This is a genomic window from Amycolatopsis sp., assembly GCF_025464955.1.
GTDB lineage: Bacteria > Actinomycetota > Actinomycetes > Mycobacteriales > Pseudonocardiaceae > Amycolatopsis.
The window spans coordinates 1-16,644 of the sequence record NZ_JAODNM010000022.1 but is presented as its reverse complement, the minus strand read 5'-3'; the positions used below and the strand labels follow the sequence as shown (position 1 = coordinate 16,644).

13 protein-coding genes are annotated in these 16,644 nt (G+C 67.7%); 3 read left to right on the top strand and 10 right to left on the bottom strand.

Annotation, left to right across the window (positions count from 1 at the left end):
- The first annotated feature begins 630 nt into the window (after window positions 1-630).
- Window positions 631-1,455 (top strand): prolyl oligopeptidase family serine peptidase, encoded by an 825-nt coding sequence (locus JWQ81_RS02985; protein ID WP_297537204.1) that lies wholly within the window; start codon window positions 631-633, stop codon window positions 1,453-1,455.
- 47 nt (window positions 1,456-1,502) lie between these two features.
- Here the strand turns inward: JWQ81_RS02985 and JWQ81_RS02980 are convergent, their stop codons facing one another.
- From JWQ81_RS02980 to JWQ81_RS02940, 9 genes are all read right to left on the bottom strand, one after another.
- Window positions 1,503-2,468 carry a pirin family protein gene (locus JWQ81_RS02980; protein WP_297537203.1) on the bottom strand — a complete coding sequence of 322 codons (966 nt, stop codon included), beginning with the start codon at window positions 2,466-2,468 and terminating at the stop codon, window positions 1,503-1,505.
- 45 nt (window positions 2,469-2,513) lie between these two features.
- Entirely contained in the window at window positions 2,514-3,134 is a 621-nt protein-coding gene (locus JWQ81_RS02975) for an FMN reductase (protein WP_297537202.1), read from the bottom strand.
- 24 nt (window positions 3,135-3,158) lie between these two features.
- Window positions 3,159-4,265 carry an LLM class flavin-dependent oxidoreductase gene (locus JWQ81_RS02970; RefSeq protein ID WP_297537201.1) on the bottom strand — a complete coding sequence of 369 codons (1,107 nt, stop codon included), beginning with the start codon at window positions 4,263-4,265 and terminating at the stop codon, window positions 3,159-3,161.
- 83 nt (window positions 4,266-4,348) lie between these two features.
- A complete protein-coding gene (locus JWQ81_RS02965; protein WP_297537200.1) occupies window positions 4,349-5,539 on the bottom strand; it encodes an FAD-dependent oxidoreductase in 1,191 nt (396 codons plus the stop codon).
- On the bottom strand, window positions 5,536-5,733 hold the full coding sequence (locus JWQ81_RS02960) for a ferredoxin (protein ID WP_297537199.1): 198 nt from the start codon (window positions 5,731-5,733) through the stop codon (window positions 5,536-5,538). Before JWQ81_RS02960 ends, JWQ81_RS02965 begins: the two co-directional genes overlap by 4 nt.
- A 19-nt stretch (window positions 5,734-5,752) precedes the next feature.
- On the bottom strand, window positions 5,753-6,991 hold the full coding sequence (locus JWQ81_RS02955; RefSeq protein WP_297537198.1) for a cytochrome P450: 1,239 nt from the start codon (window positions 6,989-6,991) through the stop codon (window positions 5,753-5,755).
- Window positions 6,992-7,188: 197 nt separating this feature from the next.
- Window positions 7,189-7,821: a TetR/AcrR family transcriptional regulator gene (locus JWQ81_RS02950; RefSeq protein WP_297537197.1), complete on the bottom strand. Its 633-nt coding sequence runs from the start codon at window positions 7,819-7,821 to the stop codon at window positions 7,189-7,191.
- 81 nt (window positions 7,822-7,902) lie between these two features.
- Entirely contained in the window at window positions 7,903-9,054 is a 1,152-nt protein-coding gene (locus JWQ81_RS02945; protein ID WP_297537196.1) for a glycosyltransferase family 4 protein, read from the bottom strand.
- Window positions 9,055-9,120: 66 nt separating this feature from the next.
- Window positions 9,121-9,279, bottom strand: a complete 159-nt coding sequence (locus JWQ81_RS02940; RefSeq protein WP_297537195.1) for a hypothetical protein — start codon at window positions 9,277-9,279, stop codon at window positions 9,121-9,123.
- 322 nt (window positions 9,280-9,601) lie between these two features.
- Here JWQ81_RS02940 and JWQ81_RS02935 point away from each other — a divergent pair, with 322 nt between their 5' ends.
- Window positions 9,602-13,528, top strand: coding sequence for a Pls/PosA family non-ribosomal peptide synthetase (locus JWQ81_RS02935; protein ID WP_297537194.1), 3,927 nt, complete (start codon window positions 9,602-9,604; stop codon window positions 13,526-13,528).
- Window positions 13,529-13,536: 8 nt separating this feature from the next.
- On the opposite strand, the gene JWQ81_RS02930 is transcribed toward JWQ81_RS02935, so the two are convergent.
- The gene (locus tag JWQ81_RS02930) at window positions 13,537-13,818 is read right to left on the bottom strand and encodes a DUF2277 domain-containing protein (RefSeq protein ID WP_297537193.1); all 282 of its coding nucleotides are present in this window, start codon (window positions 13,816-13,818) and stop codon (window positions 13,537-13,539) included.
- Between the two features lie 226 nt (window positions 13,819-14,044).
- Here JWQ81_RS02930 and JWQ81_RS02925 point away from each other — a divergent pair, with 226 nt between their 5' ends.
- Complete coding sequence (locus tag JWQ81_RS02925) at window positions 14,045-16,300, top strand: germacradienol/geosmin synthase (RefSeq protein WP_297537192.1); 2,256 nt, start codon at window positions 14,045-14,047, stop codon at window positions 16,298-16,300.
- The last annotated feature ends 344 nt before the right edge of the window (window positions 16,301-16,644 follow it).

Sequence of the window (16,644 nt, the reverse complement as noted above, 5' to 3'; positions counted from 1 at the left end):
AGTTGTACTGATGAGTCGCCTTGATACCGTCGGTTTCGGTTTTGGTGACCACCAGACCCAGCAGCGCGGTGTACCGGTTCATCTCCCGAGTGATCGCACGCGCGTACTCGACCAGTGTCGCCGGATCAGCACGCCGGATATCGGCGGGATCGGGGAGGGTGATCGTTACGCTGGGCACTCCTTTATTCTACCTCGGTTCGAACGTTTATTCGGAACACGTTCAGGTGATACATACTATCGCGGAACGTAGTCATTGATGATTCGGAAAGCCTGCCACCGCAACAAATGCGCCCGCCTGCCGTCGGCAACTGCTTGCCGCGTCACTCACGCATACAACAGGTTGACAAGGCCGGTTGCTTAACGTGATGGGCGAAGTGCGAACGGCGTTATCCGTGCGTTGACCGCAAGGACCCGGCCCTCGAATCCGCTCCGCGAATCCTCGCCCGCCCCGGTCCTTGCTGTAGTAAACCGGCACCTGCCACCGAACCCGACCGTCCAGACACGACCGCCCACCGAAACCAACCGCGTCCCAGCTGCCCGATAGTGCGGGGCGGTTTCGCCGGTGGCGAAAGCGGGATCATGGCCCCGGTGAACTGTCTACGGTGAGAAGCCACGAACCGAGGAGAACGTATGGAGACGATCACGGGTACCGCGGCCGGGGTGCCGTTCACGGCGCTCCCGCCGGCCGGAGCCATCGAAGGTCCCGCACCGTTGATCGTGACTTGGCACATGCTGGACGCGCCGCGGACGGACGCGGCGTTCGCGGCTGCCCTGCCGATGGCCGGGGTGCCTGCTTGGCGGGTCCATCTTGGCCTGCCGATGTGTGGCGCGCGGATGGTCGACGGGCGGGTCGACGCCGTTATCGATCTCGCCCGCGAGGACGCGTTGCTGGCCTTTCTGGCGCCGTTCACCTATCAGGCCGCCGAGGAGTTCCCTGCCGCGCTCGCCGCGCTGCGTGCTCAGCTGCCGGTCGACGACGAGCCGGTCGGCATTCTCGGCGGCTCGCTCGGCGGAGCTGTGGCGCTGCAGGTGTTGACCGCGGGAGAGACTCCGATCAAGGCGGTCGCGCTGGTCAACCCGGCGGTGCGGATACGGCCGGTCGTCGCGCTCGTCGAGGGCCTCGCCGGGCACGCGTACGAGTGGACCGCGGAGTCCCACAAGGCCGCCGACGAACTGGACTTCGTCGCCCGCGCCGCAGACCTCGAGGTACAACCGCCGCTGCTGCTTGTCAGCGGGGAGCGGGACCACCCGGAACTGCGCACGGACGCGGCTGCCCTAGTCGACGTACTACGCGAACACTATGCGCACCCGGACGAGATCGAGCTGATCACTGTGCCGGACCTGGCACACCCGTTGGCCGAAGAACCGGGCATGGAACCAGCGCCGCAGTTGCCCACGACCAAGGCCGTCGACGAGATCCTGACCCAGTGGTTCCTGCGGCACCTCACGAGCTGACCGCTCGATCCGCGACAACGACATCACGGCGCACCCCGAGTTGAAACTCAGCGTTCACGCCCGCGAGGTACCAGCGGGATGGGTGGCATTGGCGGCGCGGCCAGCGGATCGCCGACGTAGCCACGAACCGTGCCGAAGTCGTCGCCCGTCATCCAGCTGTCGCGGAACCGCTCGACCTCCTCGCCGGTGCGGGCGACGAAGTTCCACCACATCACGATCTTCTCCTCGAACGGTTCACCGCCGAGGAGGAGCATCCGGCTCGACGTCGACGCCCGTACATGCAGAGCGGAGCGACCACAACCCAGGTAAAGCAGCGATCCCGGCGCCAGTTCCACCCCGTCGACCTCCACGACGCCCTCGGCGGTGAGGACGGCGTACTCGAAGTCTCGCTCGAGCGGCAGCCGGCTGTCCGCTCCTGCGGCCAAGGCGACATCGACCCCGACGAGCGGCGAGTACGTCTTCCCTGGCGAGCGGGCGCCCGCGAGTTCGCCCATGATCACGGTGGCCCGCACACCGCCGTCGTCCAGCACCGGCAGTTCTGCGTGGTACTCGAAATGCGGGTCGACCGCGCGCGAGCCATCCGGCAGTGCCACCCACAGCTGCGCGCCGTGGAGCGTGGCGGCATGGTCCTGCGGGGACTGCTCCGAGTGGGCGATGGCGCGACCCGCCGTCATGAGTCCGAGCTGGCCGGGTCGCAGCACGTGCTCACTGCCGAGGCTGTCGCGATGCAGCACCTGACCGTCCAACAGCCAGCTGACTGTCTGCAGCCCCGTGTGCGGATGCGGCGGCACCTGCATACCGGGCTGCGACGCGATGTTGTCGGGGCCGTAGTGGTCGACAAAGCACCACGCGCCCACCATGCGGCGTTTCAGGTTCGGCAGCAATCGGCGGACAGCGGTGCTCTCCCCCAGCTTCACCTCGCGGCCGGCCAGGAGTTCCCGAACCGGCTCGGCGCCGATTCCGGCCCGCCCGCCGCAGGTCGTCAGCTGCGGTGTCACGTCCAGATTGCTCATGCGGACCAGCTTACGAGCACCGCGGCGATTCGGCTCTGGTGTGGCTCAGAGCCCGGCCAGAAGCTGTTCGAACGGCACGGACTCCAGCGCGCCACCAGGCTTGACCCGAGCCTCGGCGATGCCGGCCATGACAGCCGCCAACTCGCCTCCAGCCCGTTCGACCCGGCGCCCGAGGTCGCCGTCGCGGTCTCCCGCCCCGCCCCAGTCCGACGACGCCGCGTAGACACCAGTCGGGACCGGAGCGGCCCGCAAGTACGCGAACATCGGCCGCAGCTGGTAGTCGAGCACGAGCGAGTGCCGCTCGGTCCCGCCGGTCGCGGCCAGCAGCACGGGCGTGCCTTCGACAGCGCTGTTGTCGATGACGTCGAAGAACATCTTGAACAGCCCGCTGTAGGAACCGGTGTAGACCGGCGTCACGACGATAAGCCCGTCGGCCCGCGTCACCGACTTGATCGCCCTGCCCAACCCCGCGCTGGGAAAGCCGGTGAGCAGGTTGTTGACGACGTCCGTGGCGAGGTCACGGAGCTCTATGACGGTGAGATCGACGTCCAGGCCGCGACCGGCGAGGCGCGCGCGGGTCGCGTCGACGAGCTTGTCGGCCAGCAGCCGGGTCGAGGACGGCTGGGTCAATCCGGCGGTCACGACGACGAGGTTCTTCGCGGGCATGATCGAGTGGTCCTTTCGACGGCGTCAGGCGAGTACGGCGGGCTCTGCCGCGTTTTCAGCGTCACGGGCGGCCTTCAACGACGCGTGGGTCGGCCCGTCCGGGACGTGTGCCGGGCGTTTCGCGTCGAGTTCCTTGCGCAGCACCGGAACCACCTCTTCACCGAGCAGGTCCAGCTGCTCCAGCACGGTCTTGAGCGGCAGCCCGGCGTGATCGACGAGGAACAGCTGGCGCTGGTAGTCGCCGAAGTGCTCGCGGAAGGTCAACGTCTTGTCGATGACCTCCTGCGGACTGCCGACAGTGAGCGGAGTCTGGTCGGTGAACTCCTCGAGCGAAGGCCCGTGCCCGTACACCGGCGCATTGTCGAAGTACGGCCGGAACTCGCGCACCGCGTCCTGGGAGTTCTTGCGCAGGAACAGCTGCCCGCCGAGCCCGACGATCGCCTGGTCCGCAGAGCCGTGACCGTAGTGCTCGAAGCGCTGGCGATAGAAGTCGACCAACGCGATGAAGTGCTCCTTCGGCCAGAAGATGTGGTTGGCGAAGAAACCGTCGCCGTAATAGGCGGCCTGCTCAGCGATCTCCGGGCTGCGGATCGACCCGTGCCAGACGAACGGCGGCACGTCGTCCAGCGGACGCGGGGTCGACGTGAAGCCCTGGAGCGGAGTCCGGAACTTGCCTTCCCAGTCGACGACCTCTTCGCGCCACAAGCGGCGCAGCAAGGCGTAGTTCTCGACCGCCAGCGGGATGCCTTGGCGAATGTCCTGGCCGAACCATGGATAAACCGGACCGGTGTTGCCGCGCCCCATCATCAGGTCCACCCGGCCGTCTGCCAGATGCTGCAGCATCGCGAAGTCCTCGGCGATCTTCACCGGGTCGTTCGTGGTGATCAGCGTGGTCGACGTCGACAGGATGAGCTTCTCGGTCTGCGCGGCGATATAGCCGAGCATCGTCGTCGGAGACGAGGGCACGAACGGCGGATTGTGGTGCTCGCCGCTGGCGAAGACGTCCAAGCCGACCTCTTCGGCCTTCTTGGCGATCGTCACCATCGCCTTGATGCGGTCGTGCTCCGACGGCGTGACACCCGTCGTGGGGTCGGTGGTGACATCGCCCACCGAAAAGATCCCGAACTGCATCCGACTCTCCTCCTCGGTACCCGAACCATCTACTTGAGGGCTCAACCGTACGCGAGGAAGATAAATTCCGGAGCGGGAGGGTCCTAGCTCACCGAGAGCGCCTCCTGCCACGGCGTGCGCTGGACGACGTGACGCCGCAACGCCCGAGCCTCCTTGGGCAGGTTCCAGCTCAACGCCGCGGTCACGTGTCCGCCGACGCCGTACAGCGCGGCGAACCGACCCTCCGCCGGATCACCGGCGACGACTTCGAACTCGGCGTCCTGACTCGGCAGGCCGTACGCCTGGATCTTGACGTCGTACTGGTCGGTCCAGAAGTAGGGCACCGGGAGAAACGGGCTTCCCTTGCCCAACAACGTTTTCGCCGCGGCCGTTCCCTGCTCGGTGGCGTTCATCCGGTGCTCGACCCGGACGCGCCCCAGATCGGGATGCGCCCACGACGCGACGTCGCCGGCCGCCACCACCCCGGGCGCGGCTTGGCACAGCTCGTCGCACTCGACGCCGTTGCCGAGGGAGAGGCCGCTTCCGGCGAGCCAACCGACCGCGGGCACCGAACCGATGGCCACCAGGACGACGTCGGCCGGAACCACGGTGCCGTCGTCGAGCTCCACTTTGGTCACCCGGCCCTCCTCGCCGACCAGGCCGGTAACGCCGATTCCGGTGCGGAGATCGACACCGTGCCGGACGTGCAGAGCCGCCAGCAGCTCGCCCATCCGGGCACCGAGCTGACGGATCATGGGCGCGGGCAGCGGGTCGACCATCGTGACGGCCAAGCCGAGCTCCCGCGCCGCCGCAGCCGCTTCGGCCCCGAGAAAGCCGGCCCCGATGACGACGACGGACTTCGCCGCAAGCAGCCCCTGACGCAACGCGAGCGCGTCATCGAGGGTGCGCAAGAGGTGGACTCCGGCAAGTTCGTGTCCCTGCGGAAGCGGGCGCGGAGCGACCCCAGTCGCGATCACCAGGCCGTCGTAGCCGAGCACCTGACCGTCGGACAAGGTCACCTTGCGAGCGCCGGTGTCGAGTTCGGTCGCGGTCCGCCCCAGCAGCCATTCGACGTCGAGTCCGGCTAGTGCGTCCTCGCCGCGTAACGCGACCCTGGCCGGTTCCCAGGTGCCGCGCAGGACCTGCTTGGACAACGGCGGCCGGTCGTAGGGGGCATGCGCCTCCTCGCCCACCATGGTGAGCCGCCCGGAGTACCCCTCGCGCCGCAATGTCTCAGCGGCGGTCAGCCCCGCCGCCGACGCTCCCACGACGACGACGTCGGAAAGCGCTGTCACGACTCTTCCAGCACGATGGCGAGAGCCGGGCAGATTCGCGCCGCCTCGCGGACCTCTTCATGAAGCTCGACGGAGGGATTGTCCGTCAGCAGGATGACGATGCCGTCTTCGTCGCGCTGGTCGAAGACGTCCGGCGACGCGAGGACGCACTGGCCGGAGCCGACACATTTTTCCTGATCGATGAGAACCTTCATCACTGCAGTCCTTTCGCGGTTACCAGGTGACCGGGAGCTCATGCACGCCGTAGACGAGCATGTCGTGCTTGAAGTTGAGCTCCTCCAGCGGAACGGCGAGCGCCAAGGTCGGGACGCGCCGGTAGAGCGTGCTGTAGACGACCTGGAGCTCGACTCGGGCGAGCGGCTGGCCGAGGCACTGGTGAACGCCGTAGCCGAAGGCGACGTGGTGACGCGCCTTGCGGTGCACGTCGAGGGCGTCAGGGTCGGGGAAGGCCGTTTCGTCCCGGTTCGCGATGTCGGTGGCGCCGATGATGCCTTCACCCTTACGGATGAGCTGACCGCCGATCTCGAAATCCTCGAGCGCGACACGACGTCGTCCGGAATGGACGATGTTGAGGTAGCGGAGCAGTTCCTCGACGGTGTTGGCGATCAACTTCGGGTCGTCGGTGCCGCGGACGATCGCGAGCTGTTCGGGGTGCTCGATCAGCGCGACGGTGCCCAGCGCGATCATGTTCGCGGTCGTCTCGTGGCCGGCGACCAGGAGCAGTTGTCCCATGCTGGCGATCTGCTCGAGGGTCATCCCGCCGGTGCGCAGCTGCTCGACGGCAAGGCGGCTGAGCACGTCGTCGGTCGGCTCGGCGTTCTTCCGCTCGACAAGGCCGCCCAGGTAGGCGAGGAGTTCGTCGGTCGCGGCCAAGGCTTCGGCCGCGGTCGTGTCCCAGGCGATGACCTTCTTGCTCATCCGGTGGAAGAAGTCCCGATCGGCATACGGGACACCGAGCAGCTCGCAGATGACCAGCGACGGCAAGGGCAGCGCGAAGGCCTGCACGAGGTCTGTCAGTTTCGGCCCGGCGAGCATGTCGTCGATCAGCCCGTCGACGATCTCCTGGATGCGCGGACGGAGCGCTTCCACCTTTTTGACCATGAAGTCCGAGGTCAGCAGGCGGCGCTGGGCGGCGTGGTCCGGGTCGTCCATGTTGATGAACGACTTGGCGCGCTGCCGCCGGGCCGCGGAGCCCGCACTGGGGTGGGGAAAGTTCTCGAGATCGGTGTTCGAACTCACCCGGGGGTCTACGAGCATGGCGCGGACGTCGTCGTAGCGGGTCAGCAACCAGGGCGTACTGCCGTCCCACAGCTTCACCCGGGTGATCGGCTGCTCGTGCATGCGCCGGTCCAGCTCGGGCGGCGGGTCGAACGGACAGGTACCGCGGGCCATTGGGTAAGTGGATGGGTAGGCGGTCGGATAGGCGGACGTCTCAGCCAGGGTTTCCGTCATTGAAACTCCTCCAGAACGACGATTACAGATAGCTACCAAACGATCGTTCGGCGACTTACTAAACACATGTTAGGCAATCTGGTGAAGAGCTGTCCACCCGCTGCCACAAGATCACCATGTCGGCCTAGTCACACACGGGAAAGGCCACCCTCGCCGCACTTGGGCGCGGGTGGCCTCTGCGTCAGATCGGTGCTGCGCTAGACGAAAACCAGGGAGAACAGCTCGTCGACGAAGGGCCGGAGCGCCTTGGCCGACTCGTCGCTCGGGTTGCTGTGCAAGAGGGCGACTCGTCCGTGGACACCGACGAACACCAGGACGGCGGCCCTGACATTGGGCACCCGGAGCTTGTACCCCGCTTCGTCGCACCGCCCCAACGCCGCCGCGAGCATTTCGATGACGTCCATCAGCGGGCCGGCGGGGGCCTCTCCGGGCCCGGGGCGGCGCACGCCCCTGCCGAGGCTGAGCATCAGGCGATAGTGGCCAGGGTTCGCCTGCGCGAAGTCGCAGTACGCATAGATCTCGGCATGCGCGCGGCCGACGACGTCAGCGGCGGGAAGGCTGTCGTCCGCCTCCTGCATCAACGTCTTCAGCCGGCCGTATTCGTAGTCCAGCAGCCCTTGGACGAGCGCGGCGCGGTCGCTGAAGTGCTGGTAGATGCTGGCGGGGGCGATTCCGACGGCACGCGCGACCCCTCGGATCGTCAGCCCGTCCTCACCGCCGAGCTCGGACAGCAAGCGACTGGCGCCGGCCAGGATTTCGACACGAAGACGGTCCCCTTCGCCCCAGCGGTTGCGGGTGCGTTGGGGCGCGGTGTCCACCTCGTCCGGCACGCGCCCATTCTTACCCAGACCGTGCCGATCGGCGGACATCGCGCCCAAACCCGGCGCGTCCCGGACGGGTGCGGTCGCGACTCACGCGCGCAGGCTGCTCGACCTTGCTTCGTCAAGGACGGCGACGATACGCGAGAGAACCTCCTCATAACCATGTTGGGCTCGCACGTCCCGTCGCGCGGCACGCCCGAGAGCTGCCACGCGATCCGGCGCCCCGAACAACTCGATGATCGAGTCAGCCAGCGCGCTGGTACTGGCAGGCTCGATCAGCCTCCCGTTGGAGTTGTTCAGAATCTCCGGTATACCGCCGACGTTTGTGCCGATCACGGCCTGACCGCGCATCATCAGTTCAACCACCGAAGTGGGCAACCCTTCGAAGATGGACGGCTGCACGAAGATGTCATGCCGGGCAGCCACCTGGTCTATGCCCCCATGCGGCGCGAACACTCCCTCGAAGAAGATGACCTCGCTGAGCCCCAGACTGTCCCTGAGGCTGCGTAGATGCTCAAGCGCGTCGCCGTGGCCATAGATGTGCAGCGTTGCCGCGGGAAACCGGGAGTGAACCTGTTTCCAGCCGCCGATCAGGAAATCGATCCCTTTCTCCGGCGAGAGTCGGCTGATACACCCCGCGGACAGGTGAGACTGCTGCTGGGAAAAGGAGGCCTCCGCGGGTGCCGGTGGCAGAAGATGCGGGATGTGATGAATGGTTCCCCCATATCCGTGGTGCGCGCGCACGCCGTCTTCGACGACTTGGCAGTTCACGATAATCGAGGATGCTCGGCCGATGTAGCGCGACGTGTCCGCCGAAAACCAATGTGCGGTGTGCTCGCCGGGTGTCGTGTACTCGTTCGCGACAATCGGTATGCTGCTGTCGGCGTTCGGATTCTTGAGCCAGGCGATGGCCAGCTTCTTGAACGGATGCGCATAGATCACGTCCGGACTCCACTGGTTGATCCGCTCGGCATGCTCGGCGATGAAGCCGGTCTCTATCACATCGTCGCGCAGGTCCGCGTGATAGGTTTCCGGTTCGTAATGTTCGACACCCAACTCGTCGAGGACGTTGTTCCAGTATTCCAGGCGCGGCTTCTCGCCGATGTAGACCAAAACCTCGATCCCTCGCTCACGAAGCCCGCGCAGCAATGATGCGTTGTGGCACTCCACGCCCCCCACGTTGTTGAAGAAATCACAGAAGAAAACTACCCGCTTAATACCTTCCGCATCATTGCGTGACATCAGACATCTCTTCCTGGAATCAACAAGGGAGCCGAGGCGACAGCGAAACCCGGCCAACGTCAAACGCTAGCGCACCCGGGGCGACAACGTCGGGTCGTCGTCGCGAGGTGGCGGCAGCGTGCCGCGGTCACCCAGCCCCACCCCGGTGACGCCGCCCGGTTCAGCGCCGACGGTGACGGAGAGCACACGGCGCGCGGCGTCGGGGGCGGCGCGCCGGGAGCGCAACCTTGCGGGAACGTCTCACCAGTGCCGCACACATGGAATTCACAGAATCGCCGAGCGGATGCCGCCTTGCCGCACTATTGCTAAATCCGCGTGAAGCGCAGGAGCCGACTCGGGGATTTTTGTGAGAATGATTCACGCGAGAACCGCGACCAGTGTCACCCGTTCGTGTTGACACACTATTCACAGGGTTATCGTCGTCACACCAGCCGGAAGCCGTTGATCATGGGAAATGCCGAGCCGCACCTTCGAACTGTCCGGTTCGCGAGGGGTTTGGAAAATTCTTCACAGCGTTTCCCCAGCTTTCGTGGGGAGCATCGAAAACATGTCGCTCGAAGAACGCGAAAAGACCACGTACAGGGAATTCACAGAATTCCGCGCGGAACGATCCGGTGGCGCGGTATTCGCCGATGCCGGCGCGCCGCCGGCGCGGACACTCCTGCGAATACTCGACGATTCCGTCAAGCGATGGCCTGAGGCGATCGCGCTCGACGACGGCAGCCGCGCACTGTCCTATTCGGCCCTTCTCGTGGAGGTGCGGCGGCTGGCGGACCGGCTGCGCGAGGACGGGGTGGGGACCGGCGACCGGGTCGGCATCCGCGTGCCGTCGGGCACCGCCACGCTCTACCTCGCGGTGCTCGCCGTCCTTTACGCCGGAGCTGCCTACGTTCCCGTCGACGCCGACGACCCTGATGAGCGTGCTGAGCTGGTGTGGCGCGAAGCAGGCGTCTGCGCGGTGATCGGCAACAACGGCGTTGTGTCCCCCCGGCCGGAAAGCCCACCGGCAGGGCGGACGGTCCCGCTCTCCCCCGCCGACGACGCCTGGATCATCTTCACCTCGGGTTCGACCGGGAAACCCAAAGGCGTGGCAATCACCCATCGGTCCGCGGCGGCGTTCGTCGACGCCGAAACGAACCTGTTCCTGCAGGCCGATCCGATCGGCCCGGCCGACCGCGTGCTCGCCGGGCTATCCGTCGCCTTCGACGCTTCCTGTGAGGAAATGTGGCTGGCCTGGCGTAACGGCGCCTGCCTGGTCCCCGCGCCCCGCGCGTTGGTCCGCACCGGCGCCGACCTCGGCCCGTGGCTGCGGCAACGCCGCATCACCATCGTTTCGACCGTGCCCACGCTGGCCGCGCTGTGGCCGACGGAAGCGCTGGCGGCGGTGCGGTTGCTGATCGTCGGCGGCGAATCCTGCCCGCCCGAGGTGGTCCGTCGCTTCGATGACGGCCGACGCGAGCTGTGGAACACCTACGGCCCCACCGAAGCGACCGTCGTCGCCTGTGCCACCCGGCTGCGCGCCGGTGAGCCGGTGGGCATCGGCCTCCCGCTGGCCGGCTGGACGTTGGCCGTGATCGATCCGGCGGACCCCGCGGGCATTCCGGTGCGCTGGGGAGAGGTCGGCGAGCTGGTGATCGGCGGGGTGGGTCTCGGCCGCTACCTGGACCCGGTCAAAGACGCCGAGAAGTACGCGCCGATGCCCGGTCTCGACTGGCCGCGGGCGTACCGCAGCGGCGACCTGGTGCGCGCCCTGCCGACCGGCCTGGAGTTCGTCGGGCGAGCCGACAACCAGGTGAAACTGGGTGGCCGGCGCATCGAACTCGGCGAGGTCGAAGCCGCGCTGCTCGACCTCCCGTCGGTCGCCGCGGCCGCCGCGATGGTGCGCCGCACCGCCGGCGGTATCGACGTCCTCGTCGGCTACGTGATGCCGGCCCAGAGCCCCGGAACCACCGCCTTCGACCTGGCGGAGGCCGGCCGTCTCCTGCGCGACCGGTTGCCCGCGGCGCTCGTGCCGAGGCTCGCCGTGGTCGCCGACTTCCCCACCCGAGCCTCCGGCAAGGTCGACCGGGACGCACTGCCCTGGCCGCTGCCCGCGACCGGATCGGCCCGGCGCGCGGACCTCGACCCCGACCTGGAGTGGCTGCTCGGCATATGGTCGACGCTGCTGGGCGCCGACGCCGGGCCGGACGACGACTTCTTCGATCTCGGCGGCACCAGTTTGGCCGCGGCCAAACTGGTCTCCATCCTGCGTGAGCGCTATCCCCGGGTCTCCGTTGCCGACGTCTACCGCCATCCGACTCCGGCCGCGCTGCACAAGGTGACAGCGACGAAGACGACGACAACAACAACAGCGACCATCGAGCGGCCTGATCCGAAGCGCACACCACGACGTGCCGGCTGGTTCCAGGCGGGTTTCCAGCTGGTGCTCTCGATGTTCACCAGCCTGCGCTGGCTGCTGGTCGTCGCGCTGTTCGGCAACGTCGTGTCGCTTGTCCTCCCGGAAACCTGGCTGTTGCAGCTGTCTTGGTGGGCGCTCGTGCCCGCGTGGCTGCTGCTGTTCACCCCGACGAGCCGGACAGTGGTGGTCGCGCTCGGCGTCCGAGCCCTGCGAGGCCGGGTCAAACCCGGCGAGTACCCGCGAGGCGGGCGGACCCATCTGCGGATCTGGGCGGCCGAACGGTTCGTCGCCTCGTTCGGCCCCGGCTCGATCGCGGGAACTCCACTGGCCGCCCGCTACGCGCGACTGCTGGGCTGCAAGGTCGGGCGCACTGTCGACCTGCACGTGTTACCCCCGGTCACCGGGCTCGCGACCTTCGGCGACGGGAGTGCCGTCGAACCCGAGGCGGACGTGGCCGGCTGGTGGCTGGACGGCGATGTCCTGCGGGTCGGTGAAATCCGCATCGGCGAGCGGGCGCGCGTCGGCACGCGAAGCATCCTTCTGCCTGGCGCGGAGGTGGGCGACGACGCGGAACTCCTGCCAGGTGCTTGCCTCGGCACGGCCGTGCCTGCGGGCGCGAGCTGGGGTGGCTCACCGGCCTCACCCCAGGCGGCGCCGGCGGGCCAGGACTGGCCTGAGTCAGCACCTCGACGCTCACGCGTTTGGAGCTCGATCTACAGCGCCGGAGCCGCGGTTCGAGGACTGGCACTCGGCATCGCCGCGCTCCCTGCCGCAGTGATCGCCTATCTCGTGATCCCCGCAGACGCGAGCGTGCTCGCGTCCACCGAAGACGTCCTGTGGTGGGTTCCGGCTATGACACTGGCCGGCGTCCTCACCTTCGCCCTCATCATCGTGGTGTCGGTCCGGCTCGCCGGCCGCGCGATCACGCCGGGCCTGCACCCGGTGCACAGCCGCGCCGGCTGGGCCGCCTGGCTCGTGCACGACCTGATGGAGATGTCCCGCAAGACACTCTTCCCTTTCTACGCAAGCTTGTTCGCGCCGATCTGGCTGCGGTGCCTCGGCGCCCGGATCGGCCGTTCGGTGGAGCTGTCGACAGTGCTGTCGCTCCCGGGAATGCTGCGGGTCGGCGACGGCGCCTTCCTGGCGGACGACGTTCTCGCCGCGCCCTACGAACTCCGGGGCGGCTGGGTGCGCATCGGCTACGCCGACGTCGGTGACCGCGCGTTCGTCGGCAACTCGGGCATCGTGGGGCCGGGCCGCAGCGTCGGTGACGGCGCGCTGATCGGTGTCCTGTCCGACACGCCGGACGACGTCCCGGACGACAGTTCGTGGCTGGGCCGGCCGCCGTTGCGCCTGCGCCGGGAGGCGGAAGCGCACGACCCGGCGCGGACGTTCGCCCCTCGACGCGGACTGAAGTTCGCTCGCGCGGCCGTCGAGTTGTGCCGCCTGGTCCCGGTGTTCCTCGCCGGCGCGCTGGGTACGGTCACGTTCGTCGTGTTCGACTACGTGTCCGAGTCCACCGGGTTCTGGACGGCCGTCGCGGCGGGCGGCGTGCTCCTGCTCGTCGCCGGGCTGGTCGCGGGCCTGCTGACCACGGTGGCGAAATGGCTGCTGGTCGGCCGGTTCCGGGCCGGACGGCATCCGCTGTGGAGCTCGTTCGTCTGGCGCAACGAACTGTTCGACACCTTCGTCGAGATATTAGCGGTGCCGTGGCTGACCCAGGCCTGGACCGGGACGCCCGTGCTCAACTGGTGGCTGCGCAGCCTCGGCGCGCGGATCGGCGCCGGCGCCTGGTGCGAGACACACTGGCTCCCGGAGCCGGACCTGATCACCGTCGGCGCGGGCGCGAGTGTCAACCGGGGCTGCGTGCTGCAGACTCATCTGTTCCACGACCGCGTGATGCGGCTGGAACCGGTGCGGCTCGACGACGGCGCGACCCTGGGCCCGCGCACCATCGTGCTACCCGGTAGCCGCATCGGCGAGAACACCACGATCGGCGCCGGTTCGCTGGTCATGGCCGCCGAGTCGATGCCCGCCCGGACCACCTGGCAGGGCTCGCCCGTCTCCCGGACCTGACTCGACGGTCAGGACGAGCGGGCGGCCTTGGCGGCGATGCGGGCCTGGACCTCGGGCCGTCGCAGCGGCGGGACGGTCGGCGGCGGCTGGCGCCGGGCCGGGAGCTCGGCCAGCAGCCGGGTGGTGACCTCCGTGATTTCCGCGACCGCAGCCTCGAACGGGTCGCGCGTCTGGTCGGTGAGGGTCTGGACGCCGGTGACCTTGCGGACGTACTGGCGGGCGGCGGCCTCGATCTCCTCGGCCGTCGCCGCCGGTTCCAGGCCACGCAGCGTGGTGATGTTGCGGCACATAGGCCCCAGGATAGATGTCCCCCGGGTGTTCACGGGACAAAAACCCGAACGCGGCACGCGGACGCTGTAACGCCTCCGCACAGTGCCGAATCCGGACCGGACCCGTTCACCCGTTAGAACTCGAAGTAGCTGACCTGGCCGTTGCCGCGGTACCGGCCCGAATGACACCGTCGTACCTCCCCGAAGCGAACCGCGCTGGCCGGAGCACAAGGGAGCCGACACACACATGCAGGCCTTCACGCTGCCCGAGTTCTACCTGCCGCATCCGGCCAGGCTCAACCCGAACCTCGAGGCGACCCGGGCGCACAGCGCGGCGTGGGCGAAGGGCATGGGCATGGGCATGTTGGACTCGCCGAAGCCCGACGGCGGCCTCGTCTGGGACGAAGCGACGTTGGAGAAGATGGACTACGGGCTGATGTGCGCGTACACCCATCCGGACTGCGACCGGCCCACTCTCGACACCATCACCGACTGGTACGTCTGGGTGTTCTTCTTCGACGACCAGTTCCTCGAGCAGTTCAAGTACTCCCGCGACCTCCCGGCAGCGAATGCCTACCTCGGCCGCCTCGAACTGTTCATGACCGCAGACGGTGAAACGCCGCCGGAACCGACGAACGCGGCCGAGGCGGGATTGAAGGACCTGTGGGAGCGCACGGTCCCGGCGATGTCACACGGGTGGCTGGAACGGTTCACCACCAGCACGCACAACCTGATGGTCGAGTCGATGTGGGAGCTGGACAACATCAGCCGTGGCCGGATCGCCAACCCGATCGAGTACGTGCAGATGCGGCGAAGGGTCGGCGGCGCGCCCTGGTCGGCGAACCTCGTCGAGTACGCCGTCGGCGCGGAGGTCCCCGCCAGGCTTGCCGGGACCAGGCCGATGCGGGTCCTGTCGGACACATTCTCGGACGGGGTGCACCTGCGCAACGACCTGTTCTCCTACCAGCGTGAGGTCCAGGAGGAGGGGGAGAACGCGAACGCGGTGCTGGTTTTCGAGCGGTTCTTCGGCTGTTCGACGCAGGAGGCCGCCGAACTCGTCAACGACCTGTTGACCTCCCGGCTGCAGCAGTTCGAGAACACGGCGCTGACCGAGGTCCCTCGCCTGCTGGCCGAGCAGGCCGTGCCCGTTCACGAGCAGAGCGGGGTGGCCGCCTACGTCAAGGGCCTCCAGGACTGGCAGTCCGGCGGGCACGAGTGGCACGCCAGGTCCAGCCGGTACATGAACGACGGCGCCGTCTCCGGTCCCGCCAGTGCGTTCGGGCGTCCGACCGGCCTGGGCACCTCCGCCGCCACGTTGGTGTCCGCCCCGGCGAGCCTGGGTCTGCGGCCCAGGTCCCGGCAGCAGTCCCACACGCCGTTCCAGCCGGTGGGACATCTGCCGCTGCCGGACCTCTACATGCCCTACCCGATCCGTATCAGCCCCCACCTGGACGCCGCGCGACGCTACGCGGTCGGCTGGGCGCGGCGGATGGGCATGTTCGACTCGGTACCCGGGGTCGAACTCGGCGGGGTGTGGGACGAGCGACGCTTCATCGGCTTCGACTTCCCACTCTGCGCCGCGATGATCCACGCCGACGCGAGCCCCGAACAGCTCGACCTGTCCTCGGACTGGCTGGCCTGGGGAACCTACGGTGACGACTACTTCCCCCTGGTGTTCGGGGCGACCCGCGATCTGGCGGCGGCGAAGCTCTGCGACGAACGGCTGTCCGCGTTCATGCCACTGGACGCCGAGACCACCCCGGAGCCGACGAACCCGATCGAGCGGGGCCTGGGGGACCTGTGGCGGCGCACCGCGGGGCCGATGACGGTGCCCGCCCGGCAGCAGTTCCGCAAGGCGGTGGAGGACATGACCTCGAGCTGGCTGTGGGAGCTGGCCAACGAGGCCCAGCACCGCATCCCCGACCCGGTCGACTACATCGAGATGCGCCGCAAGACCTTCGGGTCGGAGATGACGATGAGCCTGGCCCGACTCGCACACTCAGACGTGGTACCTCCGAAGATCTACCAGACACGGGTCATGCGTGAGCTGGACACCGCGGCGCAGGACTACGCCTGTTTCACCAACGACCTGTTCTCGTACCAGAAGGAGATCGAGTTCGAGGGTGAGATCCACAACCTCGTCCTGGTCGTGGAGAACTTCCTGGACGTGGACCGATGGAAGGCCCGAGATGTGGTGGCCGATCTGATGACGGCACGGATGCGCCAATTCGAGCACATCATCGCCAACGACCTGCCGGCGCTGTTCGAGGAGTTCGCCCTGGACGAGCCGGTCCGCAGGATTCTCATCCGCCACGCCGACGACCTGAAGGAGTGGATGTCGGGAATCCTGGAATGGCACCGCAGGTGCGTGCGGTACACCGAGGCCGAACTCCGGCGCAACGGGGTCCCGGGAGCGTCGAGGAATTTCTTCTTCCTGCCCACGGGGCTGGGAACCTCGGCGGTGCGGATCGCGGCGCCGATGGGACAGGCAAGGCTTCGCTGATCAAGCGGTCGTCGGCCCACTGGGATTGAACCAATGACCTCTACCGTGTCAAGGTTGTTCCGATCATGTCCTGACCTGCGGGTCTTCGAGATGCCGCAGGTCCGCCGCGTCGGATGATGCTCGTTGGCGCTTGTTCGGGACGGTTCAGGAACCATGCGTGCTCCCGTCGCTCCCTGCTCCGGGCGGGAGCAGCGGGAGCACGAACCGGGGAGCACGGTTGTGATCTGCGGTTCTTCCGGGCGTGAGCCGACGTTCGGTCGCGATGCACGATCAGCGTCGTCCGTCGTGCAGGGGATGGCTCTGGTGAACCCCCGAGGAACTCGTTCGGTTCGGCGGTAGTGCTC

Excerpts from the sequence above, each read along its gene's own strand:
- JWQ81_RS02985 (WP_297537204.1), top strand. The coding sequence starts at position 631 with ATGGAGACGATCACGGGTACCGCGGCCGGGGTGCCGTTCACGGCGCTC.
- JWQ81_RS02980 (WP_297537203.1), bottom strand. The coding sequence starts at position 2,468 with ATGAGCAATCTGGACGTGACACCGCAGCTGACGACCTGCGGCGGGCGG.
- JWQ81_RS02975 (WP_297537202.1), bottom strand. The coding sequence starts at position 3,134 with ATGCCCGCGAAGAACCTCGTCGTCGTGACCGCCGGATTGACCCAGCCG.
- JWQ81_RS02970 (WP_297537201.1), bottom strand. The coding sequence starts at position 4,265 with ATGCAGTTCGGGATCTTTTCGGTGGGCGATGTCACCACCGACCCCACG.
- JWQ81_RS02960 (WP_297537199.1), bottom strand. The coding sequence starts at position 5,733 with ATGAAGGTTCTCATCGATCAGGAAAAATGTGTCGGCTCCGGCCAGTGC.
- JWQ81_RS02955 (WP_297537198.1), bottom strand. The coding sequence starts at position 6,991 with ATGACGGAAACCCTGGCTGAGACGTCCGCCTATCCGACCGCCTACCCA.
- JWQ81_RS02945 (WP_297537196.1), bottom strand. The coding sequence starts at position 9,054 with ATGTCACGCAATGATGCGGAAGGTATTAAGCGGGTAGTTTTCTTCTGT.
- JWQ81_RS02935 (WP_297537194.1), top strand. The coding sequence starts at position 9,602 with ATGTCGCTCGAAGAACGCGAAAAGACCACGTACAGGGAATTCACAGAA.
- JWQ81_RS02930 (WP_297537193.1), bottom strand. The coding sequence starts at position 13,818 with ATGTGCCGCAACATCACCACGCTGCGTGGCCTGGAACCGGCGGCGACG.
- JWQ81_RS02925 (WP_297537192.1), top strand. The coding sequence starts at position 14,045 with ATGCAGGCCTTCACGCTGCCCGAGTTCTACCTGCCGCATCCGGCCAGG.